This is a genomic window from Bartonella sp. AP280QHHD (assembly GCF_042196125.1).
Classification (GTDB): domain Bacteria; phylum Pseudomonadota; class Alphaproteobacteria; order Rhizobiales; family Rhizobiaceae; genus Bartonella.
This window is the reverse complement of sequence record NZ_JBHIPQ010000056.1, coordinates 106,319-120,772: the sequence shown is the minus strand read 5'-3', so window position 1 is coordinate 120,772 and position 14,454 is coordinate 106,319. Positions and strand designations below refer to the sequence as shown.

12 protein-coding genes and 1 tRNA gene are annotated in these 14,454 nt (G+C 35.0%); 3 read left to right on the top strand and 10 right to left on the bottom strand.

What is annotated here, in order from left to right; genetic code table 11:
• Window positions 1-164: 164 nt before the first annotated feature.
• The 4 genes from ACFIMK_RS09310 to ACFIMK_RS09295 form a co-directional block, all read right to left on the bottom strand.
• Window positions 165-240 (bottom strand) — tRNA-Thr (locus ACFIMK_RS09310).
• Window positions 241-435: 195 nt separating this feature from the next.
• Window positions 436-1,794 carry an acetyl-CoA carboxylase biotin carboxylase subunit gene (accC, locus tag ACFIMK_RS09305; RefSeq protein WP_375613402.1) on the bottom strand — a complete coding sequence of 453 codons (1,359 nt, stop codon included), beginning with the start codon at window positions 1,792-1,794 and terminating at the stop codon, window positions 436-438.
• A gap of 14 nt (window positions 1,795-1,808) precedes the next feature.
• The gene (gene accB / locus ACFIMK_RS09300) at window positions 1,809-2,306 is read right to left on the bottom strand and encodes an acetyl-CoA carboxylase biotin carboxyl carrier protein (RefSeq protein WP_375613403.1); all 498 of its coding nucleotides are present in this window, start codon (window positions 2,304-2,306) and stop codon (window positions 1,809-1,811) included.
• Between the two features lie 242 nt (window positions 2,307-2,548).
• Complete coding sequence (locus ACFIMK_RS09295) at window positions 2,549-3,421, bottom strand: DsbA family protein (protein ID WP_375621287.1); 873 nt, start codon at window positions 3,419-3,421, stop codon at window positions 2,549-2,551.
• 345 nt (window positions 3,422-3,766) lie between these two features.
• Here ACFIMK_RS09295 and glpD point away from each other — a divergent pair, with 345 nt between their 5' ends.
• The 3 genes from glpD to cobT all read left to right on the top strand — a co-directional run bounded on the left by glpD (window position 3,767) and on the right by cobT (window position 8,377).
• Window positions 3,767-5,296 (top strand): glycerol-3-phosphate dehydrogenase, encoded by a 1,530-nt coding sequence (gene glpD / locus ACFIMK_RS09290; RefSeq protein WP_375628154.1) that lies wholly within the window; start codon window positions 3,767-3,769, stop codon window positions 5,294-5,296.
• 699 nt (window positions 5,297-5,995) lie between these two features.
• Window positions 5,996-6,976, top strand: a complete 981-nt coding sequence (gene dusA / locus ACFIMK_RS09285) for a tRNA dihydrouridine(20/20a) synthase DusA (RefSeq protein WP_375613406.1) — start codon at window positions 5,996-5,998, stop codon at window positions 6,974-6,976.
• Between the two features lie 393 nt (window positions 6,977-7,369).
• Window positions 7,370-8,377, top strand: coding sequence for a nicotinate-nucleotide--dimethylbenzimidazole phosphoribosyltransferase (gene cobT / locus ACFIMK_RS09280; RefSeq protein ID WP_375628152.1), 1,008 nt, complete (start codon window positions 7,370-7,372; stop codon window positions 8,375-8,377).
• A 25-nt stretch (window positions 8,378-8,402) separates the two neighbouring features.
• On the opposite strand, the gene ACFIMK_RS09275 is transcribed toward cobT, so the two are convergent.
• The 6 genes from ACFIMK_RS09275 to rnr form a co-directional block, all read right to left on the bottom strand.
• The gene (locus ACFIMK_RS09275) at window positions 8,403-8,894 is read right to left on the bottom strand and encodes an Lrp/AsnC family transcriptional regulator (protein ID WP_015856433.1); all 492 of its coding nucleotides are present in this window, start codon (window positions 8,892-8,894) and stop codon (window positions 8,403-8,405) included.
• Between the two features lie 21 nt (window positions 8,895-8,915).
• The gene (locus ACFIMK_RS09270) at window positions 8,916-9,545 is read right to left on the bottom strand and encodes a uracil-DNA glycosylase family protein (protein WP_375638419.1); all 630 of its coding nucleotides are present in this window, start codon (window positions 9,543-9,545) and stop codon (window positions 8,916-8,918) included.
• Window positions 9,546-9,572: 27 nt separating this feature from the next.
• Window positions 9,573-10,136, bottom strand: coding sequence for a thermonuclease family protein (locus tag ACFIMK_RS09265; RefSeq protein ID WP_375611942.1), 564 nt, complete (start codon window positions 10,134-10,136; stop codon window positions 9,573-9,575).
• A gap of 331 nt (window positions 10,137-10,467) precedes the next feature.
• Window positions 10,468-10,635: a 50S ribosomal protein L33 gene (gene rpmG / locus ACFIMK_RS09260; RefSeq protein WP_004864083.1), complete on the bottom strand. Its 168-nt coding sequence runs from the start codon at window positions 10,633-10,635 to the stop codon at window positions 10,468-10,470.
• 102 nt (window positions 10,636-10,737) lie between these two features.
• Window positions 10,738-11,910 carry an MFS transporter gene (locus tag ACFIMK_RS09255; protein WP_375628148.1) on the bottom strand — a complete coding sequence of 391 codons (1,173 nt, stop codon included), beginning with the start codon at window positions 11,908-11,910 and terminating at the stop codon, window positions 10,738-10,740.
• 265 nt (window positions 11,911-12,175) lie between these two features.
• Window positions 12,176-14,452 carry a ribonuclease R gene (gene rnr / locus ACFIMK_RS09250; protein WP_375638418.1) on the bottom strand — a complete coding sequence of 759 codons (2,277 nt, stop codon included), beginning with the start codon at window positions 14,450-14,452 and terminating at the stop codon, window positions 12,176-12,178.
• Between the last annotated feature and the right edge of the window lie 2 nt (window positions 14,453-14,454).

Below are 14,454 nucleotides of genomic sequence, written 5' to 3'. Positions count from 1 at the left end.
GGAGAAAAAAAGAGATCCTAGCTTTTACTCCAAAGAAAAATACGGAGCAAATAAGAACAAATTAGGTAAAATTATATAAACTGTAGAAGGTGGTCTAAAAGGTGGTCTGAAAATAGCTATTTAAAGAAAAAAACTATATATTTCAATATGTTTAAGAAATAAAATGGTGCCCCCAGAGAGACTCGAACTCCCGACCCCCTGATTACAAATCAGGTGCTCTACCAACTGAGCTATAAGGGCGTAACCATGTAGGAGTTAGCACAAACTAACAAAAAGGAAAACAGAAAATTATTAAATTTTATGTATATTAAAAGAAAACTATATAAAAAATAACCAATTTATTTCCTTTTTCCACTTTTTACAGCAAGGTTGGAACTATCCTTATGTTGATATCTTATAGAATCTTTTATAAGAATGCACCGTTTTGCTATCGAATTACGAATCTGAAGACTTTGATTGATGAGCAAGGTAATTTTCTAGCCAGTGAATATTATAATTACCATCAGCAACATCTTGATTATTAATAAGATCGCGAAAAAGAGGCAGTGTAGTTTTTATCCCATCGACGACAAATTCATCTAAAGCACGCCGTAAACGCATCATACATTCTAAACGGGTACGTCCATGAACAATCAGCTTTCCAATCATGCTATCATAGTAAGGAGGAATGCGATAACCTGAATAAGCGCCTGAATCAACACGAATCCCTAAACCTCCAGGTGTATGAAAATGTGTAATGGTTCCAGGTGATGGCGTAAAGTTAATAGGATCTTCTGCATTAATACGGCATTCAATGGCATGACCAGAAAAACAGACTTCATCTTGTGTCACTGAAAGTTTACAGCCTGATGCAATATGGATTTGTTCGTGGACTAAATCTATACCTGTAATTGCTTCAGTTACAGGATGCTCGACTTGTAAACGTGTATTCATTTCAATAAAATAAAATTCGCCATTTTCATAAAGAAATTCAATAGTACCAGCTCCACGATATCCAAGTTGGGCACAAGCATTTGCAACAATATTTCCAATTTTTTTCCGTTCAGTTTCATTAAGTGCAGGTGACGTAGCTTCTTCCCATACTTTTTGATGCCGTCGTTGAAGTGAACAATCGCGTTCTCCTAAATGAATAGCATTTCCCGCACCATCACCTATGACTTGAATTTCAATATGACGGGGTTTTTCTAAATATTTTTCTATGTAAACAGCGTCATCACCAAAAGCAGCTTTCGCTTCTGAACGCGTTGTTTTGAGAGCTATAGAAAATTCTTGTTCAGAATGAACGACTTTCATACCACGTCCGCCACCACCGGCAGAAGCTTTTATAATAACTGGATAACCAATTTCACGAGCAGTGCGTAAAGCATCTGATTCTTCAGTGACTGCTCCATCTGAACCTGGAACTACAGGAATACCAAGTTTTTTGGCGGTTTTCTTTGCTTCGATTTTATCGCCCATGATGCGGATATGAGTAGCTGTTGGACCGATGAATGTAATATCATGGGCTTCTAGAACATCTGCAAATTTTGCATTTTCAGAAAGAAAGCCATAACCTGGATGAACAGCATCCGCTCCTGTAATTTCACAAGCAGCAATAATTTGCTGAATACTCAAATAAGAATCACGAGCGGGAGGAGGGCCAATACAAACACTTTCGTCAGCAAGACGAACATGCATTGCATCTGCATCAGCGGTAGAGTGAACAGCCACGGTTTTTATGCCAAGTTCTTTACATGCACGTAAAACGCGAAGAGCAATTTCTCCTCGATTAGCAATGAGGATTTTTCGAATCATGGTTGCCCCTCGCTTTATTCAACAATAATAAGTGGTTCACCAAATTCAACAGGTTGACCATCTTTGACAAGAACAGTGGTTACCGTACCGGAGCGCGGTGATGAAATTTGATTCATTGTTTTCATGGCTTCAATAATAAGTAATGTCTCCCCTTCAGAAACATTTTGTCCTACTTCTACAAAAGGTTGTGCGCCTGGTGAGGGTGCAAGATAAGCTGTTCCAACCATTGGAGAGGTTATTGTGTTTTTTGATTTATCTTCTTGGATAGATTGTATAGGAGATTCAGCTGTTGGAACTGGAGAAGATGTTACAGAAAAAGTAGGAGTAGAAACAGGGGCATAGATTGCTTGCTCAGAAGAAGTTAAGGTATTTTGGCGTGAGACACAAATACGAAGCTCCCCTTGTTCAACTTCAATGTTCGTTAAATTTGTATCATTCAAAATTTCAGCAAGATCACGAATAATTTTCGTATCAATTGCGGTTTTTGCCGAATCCATTTTTTTTGTTGCCATTTTATTTCTAACTCCTTGATCAATGAAGATCGTCATTATCTCATTTTATGACCGAATATCTCTAGATTAGGGATGACATCTTTTGAGGCTTTAAAGATTTTTATTTCCTTTAAATCATTATACTTTGCAATTTAAAACTTGTATCTGCTTTACGTAAAATTGCACTTATAAGCCTGTTATCAAAAAAGAGAAAGCATAAAATTACCTCATTTACAGTATTCTTCCTAAAACGGATCAGGTATTCACTGTGTATTATCTATCGCTTGTTTTAGAATATCTTGTCTGGCTGCGCCGATGAATATTTTATCACCAATGATGTAAGAAGGTGTTCCCGTAATATGAAGTGCAGAGGCAATTTGAATGTTTTCTTTAAAAGCGTTTTGCAGAGTGGGATCTTTTATTGCATTATGTAGTTTTTTTTCATCTGCTCCTAATGAAACAGCTACTTTAATAGCTTTAGCTTCATTTGCACGACCCTGATACATTAAAAGCGTTTTGTGAAACTGAGGATATTTCTCTGGAAATTGTTTTCGAAATGCGTAGGCAACAGTATGGGCTGCCATAGAATCAGAGCTTAAAATTGGTAAGTCCTTGATAATAACCTTTAAATCTGGATATTCTTTTATCAAGTCTTCTATATTTGAATAGGAAATTTTACAATAACCACAGTTGTAATCAAAAAAATTGACAAGCACTCTTTTACCATTTGGGTTTCCCAAAACAGCGTCATGAGGAGAATGAAAAATCTCTTTTTCTAATGAATGAATGACAGAAGTTTGTTTTTGGTTTTCGTATTCATTCTGTTTTTCCAGCTTATCTTGAAGAATAAGCTGCATTTCAATCATAATTTCTGGATGAGTAAGAAGATACTCTCTGACGATTTGTTGAATATGATGAGAATCAGTATGTGGTATCATTTTTTCTTTAAGCTTAGATAAAAAGCTAGAATCTTCCAAAAGTTGTGATTTAAGCTTTTCTAAGCTTAAATCATTTGCTGTTTTTGAGTGTGATGTTGCGTTTGATAAAGAAGGTAAAAAGATTAAAATACTCGACATAACTATGACTAAAATTTTTGAAAAAAGTGTTATTTTCGAGTTTTGAGAGTGATAATTCATTTGTATACCTTCACATTTTTTAGGGTGTCATTGAGTGAACTATATGAAAAGCGCTATCTATGTGCAATGAAGCATTTAGTTATAGTGTATCTTTAAGAATGAGAAAAAACATCAATTTTTCTCTAAAAAGATTTCATATGATAAACCTTGGCTTGGTAAGGATTATGTTTTGTAAAAGATAAAAAAAATCTCTTTAATTTGTCAAATGTTGTTTTGATGTATAAGGGTATCAAAAGCTTTTTGTGCGTGTTTATTTTAGGAAAAAGTACGTTGATAATACAATGAAGAACATTTGTATTATTTTTTCCTGTTGCTTTATTGAGTACTGAGAAACAAAATTAAATAATGAAAAGTGAAATTATGAAAACCACAACACATTATGATCTGTTTATCATTGGAGGAGGGATAAACGGCTGTGGATTGGCAAGAGATGCAGCAGGACGCGGATTTAAAGTGGGATTGGCTGAAATGAACGATCTTGCATCTGGGACCTCAAGTGCGTCAACAAAGCTTATTCATGGTGGGCTTCGTTATCTTGAACACTATGAGTTCAAACTTGTTCGTGAAGCATTGAAAGAACGCGAGATTATTTTACGTATGGCTCCACATATTGTGCGTCCTTTGCGTTTTCTCCTTCCTTATCATAAAGAATTGCGCCCTGCTTGGATGTTGCGTTTTGGACTTTTTATTTATGATTATTTAGGGAATTGGAATCAGAAATTGTGGCGCAGTAAAACGATTAATTTTTCACAAAAATTTTGCTCTACACTGAAGAAAGAATATCAGAGAGGTTTTGAATATTCTGATGCAAGAGTAGATGATGCGCGTTTAGTTATTGGCAATGCTCGTGATGCAGAAAAGTGGGGAGCTGATATAAAAGTACGAACAGAAGTTCTCTCTTTAAAAAAAGAAGACAATAAATGGCGTATCTTTCTTCAAGACAAGTTAAGTAGCAAAGAATATAGTGTCACAGCTTCTTATGTCGCGAATATGACAGGTCCTTGGATTGATCATGTTTTAGCAAGCATATTAGATTGTAAAGAACATTCACCAGTACGGCTTGTTAGAGGTTCTCATATTTTGGTTCCCAAGCTTTATACTCATGATCGTGCTTATATTTTTCAAAATGGTGATGGGCGTATTATATTTGCTATTCCGTATCAAGAAGAGTTTACCTTACTTGGAACAACAGATTGTAATTATCAAGGAGATCCGGCTGACGTTCATATTACTGATACAGAAATTGATTATATTTGTGCAGCAGCCAGTGAATATTTCATACAACCAGTGTTGCCTGAAACGATTGTCTGGTCTTACTCGGGAGTTCGTCCACTCTATGATGATGGAGCTTCAAAAGCACAAGAAATTACGCGCGATTATGTTTTAAAAGAAATGGGAACAGGAACGACACCAAAGATACTTAATCTTTATGGTGGAAAGATTACAACTTATCGTAAGTTGGCTGAAGATGCGATGAAATTTGTTGAAAAAGAGCTTGGTAAAAAGAGAGCATCATGGACGGCTAAGGCAGTACTTCCAGGGGGTGATTTTCCCTATAACAAATTAGATACAATCGAAAATAGGATTGCTCTTTTGATGCCAGATTTAGATGCTTTTACACATCGCAGGCTTGCACGCTCCTACGGTACGGAAGCATTGGTGATCTTTGCACATGGTAAGGCAAATAAAGGAAAAAATTTTGGACATGGGCTTTATGAAGTAGAAGTAAAATGGTTGATGGAAAAAGAATGGGCTAAAGTATGTGAAGATGTGTTATGGCGTCGTTCAAAACTGGGTCTCCTATTTAATGAACAAGAGGTTGATACTCTTTCTTCCTATATGCAAAGCCAACAAGAGATTGAACAACTTTTATGATCATTTTATTTTACAGATTTTATCTGCAATATTGTAAAATATTTTCCTTAAAGAGATACTGATATCAGTCATAGATATTAAAAAGGCAATGGCTGTCTATACCCTGATTTTAGTTTTTTTTGCAAGAATCACAAAATGGCAAAATTAGATAGAATATTTAGGATGAAATTTGTCTATCTTATAAAGTGAAATTCAAGAATGTTACCAAGAATAACTCATTGAAAAAAATGATTTATAATTAGATTCATGTGAAATAAGGATTTTTATTCTTTCTTTAGGAGAAGATAAAGATACTTTCTGTAGCATTTATTTGCACAATAAGTTAAAAAAATCTAAAGAAAATTAAATCTATTATAAAAAATTGTATAATGTGTTAGTTTAGCATTTATTATCTTAAATGCTGTGCTAAATCATGTAAGGATGGAGGCTTGATGAGCGTAAGAAGAACTTGTAAATGAGTTTTTTATATTATGGTGAAAATCTTCTTTTTTCATGTTTATATACCTAAACACTAATCTATGAGAAATGCGATATTGTGTTTTATCATGATTGATTGTAGTAAACCTTGATATCAATTGAAAATAATGAACTGTTATTATACTCATGATAGTATAAGAGAATAAAATTTTCCGTAAACTAAAAGTAAGTATTTTTCTATGTATAAAGAGAGAGCTATAGGGACGTGAGAGTAATACCCTCATGATATTTTACAACCTTCCATCGCCTATAAAATTTGCAGTAGCACCAATGTTGGACTGGACAGACCGACATTGCAGGTTTTTTTATCGTCTTTTAACGAAAAAAGCTCTCCTTTATACGGAAATGATGGTAGCAGATGCTGTCATTCATGGTGTTCGCGAACAATTGTTGGCTTTTAGCGATAAAGAACGTCCAGTTGCATTACAACTAGGGGGGGCTGATCCGAGAAAGTTAGCAGAAGCTGCACGAATTGCTGAGGATTTTGGCTACAACGAAATAAATCTTAATGTCGGGTGCCCATCAAATCGTGTTCAAGCAGGTGTCTTTGGGGCTTGTTTGATGCTACATCCAGACATTGTGGCAAATGCCGTGGAAGCGATGAAACGAGAGGTTACTATACCTGTAACTGTCAAATGTCGGATTGGAGTGGACGAACAAGATGAAGAGTTAGCGTTAGATCTTTTGGCTAATCAGGTTTGGAATGCTGGATGTGATGCGCTCTGGATACATGCACGCAAGGCATGGCTGCAAGGATTGAGTCCGAAAGAAAACCGTAATATTCCGCCCCTTAATTATGAAAGAGTTTACAAATTAAAACGTAAATATCCTCATAAATTCATTGGGATAAATGGTGGAATTAAATCGATTGATGAGATCAAAGAACACTTAACTTTCTGTGATGCTGTCATGGTTGGTCGCCAAGTTTATCATAATCCAGCTTTGTTAAAACATATTGATTTTGAACTCTATGGTGAGACGCAAAATAATCTGAGTGAGAGTGATCTTATTGAGGTTATGTGTGATTATACAGCTCGACATATTGCATCGGGGGGGCGGCTTTCTCATGTGACACGTCACATGATTGGTTTATTTCATGGGCGAGGTGGGGCACGTCGATGGAGGCAAATATTATCAAATGATGCGACAAAACCAAATGCAGATATATGTATTTTAAAAGAAGCTTTTTATGCTCTCATTTAATAATAGCCTAATAATTAACATATATTAAAGTTGAGATCCTTTGCGTTTGGATGTCTTTGCGATAATTTTGATCTCTTCAATTTTATAAGTTTTTGAAAGTTTATAACTTTTATTATGCATAAGAATTGTTGGAATGTATATATTAAACGGCATGCTGATTATGCCTATTAAATAAAAAATAGGTTAAGGGTATCACTGTAAAGGTAATCATAAGATATTAATAACATTTTGAATCTTGCACGTTTGTTATTAGGGTTGAAAATAGAATGTAGAAATTATTGCTTTCATAGTATTTAACATTTTTAAAGCACTGTTAAAAAAACAATAAATTATTCATATCCTGTATATATGACGGGATTTTCATAAACATTGTAGATTTTAAAAGGTATCCTTATGACCGCTAGTCCATTTGATGATTTTCGTGCTTTGCTTACAAATTTACCTGTTGCTGATGAGTTTTCTATAATTTTGGCAAAAAAACGGCAAAAAGACTTAACAAAAGAGCAAGGAACATTAGGAAAACTAGGAGATATTGCTGTTTGGTATGCGGGGTGGAGGGGTACAGAAAAACCTATCGTAACGAGACCTTTGGTCGCTATTTTTTCTGGAAATCATGGTATTGTAGAGGAGAATATTACACCATTTCCACAATCTATGACACAAAAAATGGTAGAAAATTTTGCCTCTGGTGGAGCTGCTATCAATCAAATTTGTATTGCTTATGATCTTGGATTAAAAATATTTGATTTAGCATTAGAATATCCAACAATGAATATTACGAAGGATGCCGCAATGGATGAGCGGAGTGCGGCTGCTACAATGGCATTTGGAATGGAATCCATTGCGGGTGGAACAGATCTTTTATGTATTGGAGAAATGGGAATTGGAAACACAGCAATAGCTTCAGCTTTATGCTTAGCATTGTTTGGAGGGGAAGTGGAAGAATGGACAGGAAATGCTATGGAATCAGAAGGTGATTTTTATCAGCGTAAAATTGCAGCGGTTAAGACAGCTATTTCTTTGCACAAGGATTATTTCAATGATCCTTTTGAGATAATGCGTCGCTTAGGAGGACGTGAGATTGCTGCTATGGTTGGTGCTATTTTAGCAGCAAGAATAGAAAAAATACCCGTTATTTTAGATGGTTTTGTGGCAACAGTAGCTGCAGCGGTTCTTTATAAAATGCATCCAAAAGCTCTTGATCATACCCTTGTTGGACATGTTTCTTCTGAGACAGCTCATCGTAAACTTTTAAAAAAAATTGGCAAAGAACCACTTCTAGATTTGGGGATGCGTCTTGGTGAAGGGACAGGAGCAGCTATGGCAGCTGGTATCGTCAAAGCCGCTGTTTTAACACATGCACAAATGGCAGTTTTGGAACAAGAAAGTTTGAATGCCTAAAAGTCATGAGACGGATATAAAAATCTTAAGAGTTTTGTTCATGCGTCTTGTCGTGTAATTTAATATAATTAAGTGGAAGTTCCGTTGTATATTTAATCTGTTCCATTGCGAAAGAAGATGAGACATCACGGATATCAATTTTAGAAATTAATTTTTTATAAAAAAGATCATAAGCTTCAATGTTGGGCACAACAACACGCAATAAATAGTCAATATCTCCACTCATTCGATAAAATTCAATGACTTCACGGAATTCTTGCACAATTTTTGAAAAACGCTTAAACCATTCATGACTATGTGTATTTGTGCGAATAGACACAAAAACAGTGACGTGTGCGTTTACTTTTTCTGGAGAAAGAACAGCAACACGACGCTGAATGACGCCATCTTCTTCAAGTTTTTGAATTCTACGCCAGCAAGGAGTGGTCGAAAGTCCCACTTTTTTAGCAATATCAGCAACAGAAAGTGTCGCATTTTCTTGCAAAAGATGTAAAATTTTTCGGTCAAGACGATCCATATTTTTTCTCAATATTTTAATTTATAAAAATTTACGCACTAAACAACGCAGATATACAATAAGCTCATCGTTAAACCATGGGTTTTTCTGTAACCAAGAAGTATTTCGCCATGACGGATGAGGCAAAGGCATAACATTATAGCCTCGAGGTTGAGGAATGGAAAGAATATTTCTCCAATCACCAACAGTTGCAGAAACGGTTTTATGTTTTAATTCTGTAATGTGCCACTTTTGCGCATAACTGCCAATAGCAAGAACAAGCTTTATTTGAGGCATTGCCTGAAATATCTTTTCATGCCATATTTCTCGACATTCACGTCTTGGTGGTAAATCAGCTTTATTTTTATCATAACCTGGAAAACAAAATCCCATAGGAACAATAGCAAAGAGAGATTTATTATAAAATTCTTCTTTCGTGACACCTAGCCAATTACGCAATTTTTCGCCAGAGCGATCATTAAAAGGGATAGAAGTTTCATGGACACGCAACCCTGGCGCTTGGCCTGCAATTGCAATCGAAGCAGTATCGGATAAATAAACGACAGGGTTTGGTTCATGAGGAAGAGGAGGAAAATAATGGGGTTGTTGGACGCAAACACGACAGGAATAGATCTTTTTTTCAAGTTTGATAATTGGGCTACATTGTTTCATTAGTAAATAAAATTAAAAAATATTTTTTTATTCTGTGCGAGGATTTGCTTTGCGCCATTCTTTTGGTCGTTGAAAACTTGATGCCCATATTCCTTTCTTTTTCTTTCTAGCTTCTTGCTCTTCTTTGGGGTATTCATAATAATTTACAGCCCAACCATTATGTACAAGTGTTGCGTTGATATTGCTAACTTGTTTTGTTTTACATGTTGCAAGAATACGGCGATATTTATCTGTTTTTTGCCAGTGACATGTAACAGTTTGATTTTTTAATAGTTTTTCTAAATATTTCTTTGCCTCAAGCCCACAAGGGTAGCGTGCTTCTTTTTTTCCACAAAATTGGTGGAGTTCAGGAGCATCAATTCCAGCTAGTCGAATCTTAATTGAAGAAATCATAATGGTATCGCCATCAATGATTAATGCATTTCCTTCAACAGTGTTTTGAGAAGAAAATTTTTCTTTTTGAGGCAACAGCTGAGTTTTCTTAAAATAAGTTGACATAATGATAAGAATGCTAGCAGCGACAAAAATACTGAAACCGATAACTTTTAGATTAAAGCTTCTTAGATTAAAATGAGAAAAAGATTTTTTCATGAAATAAAGAAACTGCTAACATTATTATAACTCTATTTTAGTATTGTTTATAATTGACCCGAGAAACTTTATTCATATGACGAAACAGTGTTTCGTTTTAATGACAAAATTTTCATTAGATATCACAATAATCAAATACTCATACAGAATATATGTAAGCAACTTAAATAATAAATCAATTTATCCAAATCCGTACAAAACATACAAAGTTTAAAGTAAACTTTTTAAACTTAAGGAAATAAAAAAACATCCCTCAAAAAATAACTTTGAAGAGCAATACTCCCACATTTCTTTTGGAGTATAAAATCTATCAATTTAATAATAATTTTATTTATTTAATTTTTGTTTCCTTAAATTCAACGTGCTTTTTTACAACTGGATCATATTTACGCTTGCTCATTTTATCTGTCATTGTACGGCTGTTTTTCTTTGTTACATAGAAAAAACCAGTATCTGCAGTTGATAAAAGCTTGATCTTAATGGTTGCTGCTTTAGCCATAATGTAAATACCCTATTTATACTGAAAAAATATTATTGCTGTCAAAACTTATTTCCGACATCATCAGATTTTCCGGCAACACTACGGATGTTCTCAAAAAAGTCAAGAGCTGATTAATTTTCTCATAAGTTGGACAAACACCAAAATGACATATAAACCGAAAAAAACAGCCATGGCTATCGAAAAACCAAAGGGTTTAAAGATATCCATGGATTTTCCGATAAAGGTCGGTCCGATGAGCATACCAATTCCATAACAAAAAATAAAAGCAGAATTAGCAGCAGCAAGTTCTTGCCCCTTGAGACGGGCTCCTAAATGTGCAAGACTAATTGTATAAAGGCTCGCTGATACACCACCCAGAAAAAACAAATCAAGCATCAGAATCCATGGATATTGAAGAATCCATGGTACTATAAAAGTTCCTATAAAACCTAGAATAGCGCAACTCATCAGCGGGTAGCGTCGATCTTTGGCGTAGTCGCTTATAATGCTGATAGGAATTAAGAGGAAAATATTCCCAAGTGCAAGGGTTGCCATAAAATGTGCTGCTTCATTCTCATTATAACCAATGGATAAACTAAAGGGTATTATAAGAGTTAATACGCCCATTTGAATGGCCCCGTAAACAAGGACCGCCATCATTGCACTTGGAACGTGAAAAAGATAACGAAAAAATGGCATATATTGATTTTTTTGAAATTCTGGACTTAATTTCCAAGCGGTAAGAATTGGTATAGTAGCAAGTATAATAAGGCTATATCCAACAGCAAAAGGAATAAATCCTTGTGTTCCCACTTTTGCTAGCAGCGTTAGACCTATTATAAACCCTAATCCTAAGACAATAGCATAAATAGAAAGGATCAAACCGCGTTTTTTTGGGGGAGCATAACTGTTGATCCAAAACTCTGACAGGATAAACATAACTGTCATGCTGAAATGTAATATAAACTTTAAAATAAACCAAACCCATATGGGATCAAAAAAATAGAATCCTAAAAAACTTAAAGATCCTATCGCCATCATAAGCAATATTGTTTGAGCGATTCCTAAGTATAAGGCAATTCGAGACGTAAAAATAGCTGCAATAATTGTGGCGATTCCACCAACTGTTCCACTATAGCCGATTGTACTGTTGGAAAGTCCTTTCTCTGCCATAAGAAGAGAGACAAGTTGTGTTCCCATTGCCAATGCTGTTCCAACAGTGCCAATGGTTGCAATAGCGGCAATAATTGCACGCAAAGAATTATTTTGAGAGTCAAAAGGTTTTTTTTTCATGAGAATGGCTTAAGGTACTCTTGTTTATTTAAACAATGAAAAGATGAGCTGAAATGAAAGGGAGCCAAAACTATCCTTTGCAGTTTCTCTCATTTTCTAAGTATAAAAAACTGCAAGATTTTTATATGGTTATTATAGACTTAACAATAAAATTTATCCTCTTGTATACTAAAGAAATAAGATTGTATATATAAATATTATATAATATAAGTCATTTCTTAAATTGAATTTATTATTCATATATATTCAATGGAGGGCAAGAAGATTAATTTTTTCTTTTCCCATAAAAAGTATACTTTTGTTTTTTTAATTTGTTTTTATGGTAGGATGTCGGTGAAAATTTTATTGGACGAGGTTTTGTTAACAGTTCAAAGCATAAAGCGCCAGCAAAAGGTTGTACCGTTATAAGTTTTACTTCTACAACATCACTGAGCTGATAGCCTTTATGGCTACGCTGTCCTACAAGAACATGTTGTGCTTCATCAAAATGATAATAATCATTTTTAAGTGTAGAAATATGGATAAAACCATCTGTATTGAGTTTATCAAGTGAGATAAAAAGACCTGCTTTTGTAACTCCGGAAATGCGGCCTGTAAAAATACGACCGATTTTATTCGTTAAATAGTGAGCAACAAGCCGATCAATCGTTTCTCTTTCAGCCATCATTGCACGGCGTTCGTATAAAGAAACTTGCGTAGCAATTTCTGCAAGATTTTGTTCTTGTGTATCTGTTAATTGATCATTTCCTAATTTGAGAGCTTTAATGAGTGCTCGATGAATAATGAGATCAGCATAACGACGGATTGGTGATGTAAAATGTGTATAGTTCTGCAAATTTAAACCAAAATGGCCACTATTTTTAGGGTTGTACTCTGCTTGTGATTGTGAACGCAAAATAACTTGATTGACTAGTTCTTGTTGTTGAGTATGAGCGACCTTTTCTAAAATTCTATTAAGGCGCGCTGAGGTAAGTTCGCTTCCGCGGGAGAGTGGTATCCCCAAACTTTGAAGAAAGCTCCGAAGTATTTCTTGCTTAGCAAGAGAAGGTTTTTCATGAATACGATAAATGAGCGGCTGGTGATGTTGTTTTAATGTTTCAGAAGCTGCAATATTAGCTTGTATCATAAACTCTTCAATTAAACGATGCGCTTCTAATTGTGTTTCACTCACAACATCTTTTATGCATCCATTTTGATCAAGAATAATCTTTTTTTCTGCAATTTCTAATTCTAGTGGTTGGCGACGATTTCGCGCAGCTTTAAGGCATGCATAGGCTTCCCATAAGGGGTGCAAAATGCTCTCAAAAAGAGGGGTTATTTTTTCATTTATATTACCTTCAATTGCCAATTGTACTTCTTGATAAGAAAGTTTGGCTCTTACACGAATCATAGTACGATGAAAACTATGTTTTCGTTTATTACCGTTTGCATCAAAAATCATACGAACGGCTAAAGCTGGTCTTTCTTTTCCTTCACGCAGAGAACATAAATCATGAGAAAGGCGTTCAGGTAACATTGGCACAACGGTATCAGGAAAATAAACAGAATTTCCACGTTTCAATGCTTCTTTATCTAAAGCGCTTCCTGTTTTGATATAATAAGAAACATCTGCAATGGCTACAATAATAATCCAACCATCATTATTTGCTGGATCCGTATCCTTGGTTGCATAAACTGCATCATCATGGTCTTTTGCATCTGGTGGATCAATTGTAATAAAGGGTAATTGTCGCCAATCTTCACGATTATCCATATTGGCAGCTTTGATATGTTTGGCTTGCTCAAGAACACTTTCAGGAAAAATATAAGGAATTCCTTTCGAAAGAAGCGCTATCATTGAGAGTGTTTTCTCACTCTTAATGTGCCCTAAAACATTCTTTATTTTTGCGCTCTTTAATCCGTAACCAGTATTTTTTTTTATTTCGACTTCAACGAGATCACCAATTTGAATCTTCATTTCTGGAGACATTTCAACAATGAGTTCATTGGTTTTGCGGTCTATAGGATCAAGGCGCCATTGATTATTTTCCAATTTTCGCACAATAGCAAATGCGCTTTTGGGAGATACATCAATTTTACGAATAATTCGTCCCGTATAAGGATGGCTTGAGCTTTCAGAATTTTTATTTCGAAAAACTTTTACAAGAATATGATCTCCAACACCAATATTACTTCCTTTTATGTGATGAAAAGAGTGTATTTCAATATTGGGCTTTGGAGAATCTTCCCATTCAAGAGGTTGTGCAATAAAACTTCCATCTTTATCACGTCCGCTAATTTTTACTAAAGAAACAGGGGGTAATTTTCCTTTGTTTATTGCTCTTTTGTGGTGTTTAGATATGAGATTTTGATCCTTTAACTCACGTAACATATCTCTAAGCCAGATACGAGAATCGCCTTTTAAGTTAAAAGCTTTAGCGATTTCTCGTTTACTTGAGTGGTTAGGATTCTCAATTATAAAGGAAAGGATTGCTTCCTTATTGGGAAAAGTTTTCCCCTTGAATGAAGAGAGATATTTTATGTTTTTTTCACCTTTAGCCAAAA

Coding starts and splice junctions, on each gene's coding strand:
- accC (WP_375613402.1), bottom strand. CDS start 1,794: ATGATTCGAAAAATCCTCATTGCTAATCGAGGAGAAATTGCTCTTCGC.
- accB (WP_375613403.1), bottom strand. CDS start 2,306: ATGGCAACAAAAAAAATGGATTCGGCAAAAACCGCAATTGATACGAAA.
- ACFIMK_RS09295 (WP_375621287.1), bottom strand. CDS start 3,421: ATGAATTATCACTCTCAAAACTCGAAAATAACACTTTTTTCAAAAATT.
- glpD (WP_375628154.1), top strand. CDS start 3,767: ATGAAAAGTGAAATTATGAAAACCACAACACATTATGATCTGTTTATC.
- dusA (WP_375613406.1), top strand. CDS start 5,996: ATGATATTTTACAACCTTCCATCGCCTATAAAATTTGCAGTAGCACCA.
- cobT (WP_375628152.1), top strand. CDS start 7,370: ATGACCGCTAGTCCATTTGATGATTTTCGTGCTTTGCTTACAAATTTA.
- ACFIMK_RS09275 (WP_015856433.1), bottom strand. CDS start 8,894: ATGGATCGTCTTGACCGAAAAATTTTACATCTTTTGCAAGAAAATGCG.
- ACFIMK_RS09270 (WP_375638419.1), bottom strand. CDS start 9,545: ATGAAACAATGTAGCCCAATTATCAAACTTGAAAAAAAGATCTATTCC.
- ACFIMK_RS09265 (WP_375611942.1), bottom strand. CDS start 10,136: ATGAAAAAATCTTTTTCTCATTTTAATCTAAGAAGCTTTAATCTAAAA.
- rpmG (WP_004864083.1), bottom strand. CDS start 10,635: ATGGCTAAAGCAGCAACCATTAAGATCAAGCTTTTATCAACTGCAGAT.
- ACFIMK_RS09255 (WP_375628148.1), bottom strand. CDS start 11,910: ATGAAAAAAAAACCTTTTGACTCTCAAAATAATTCTTTGCGTGCAATT.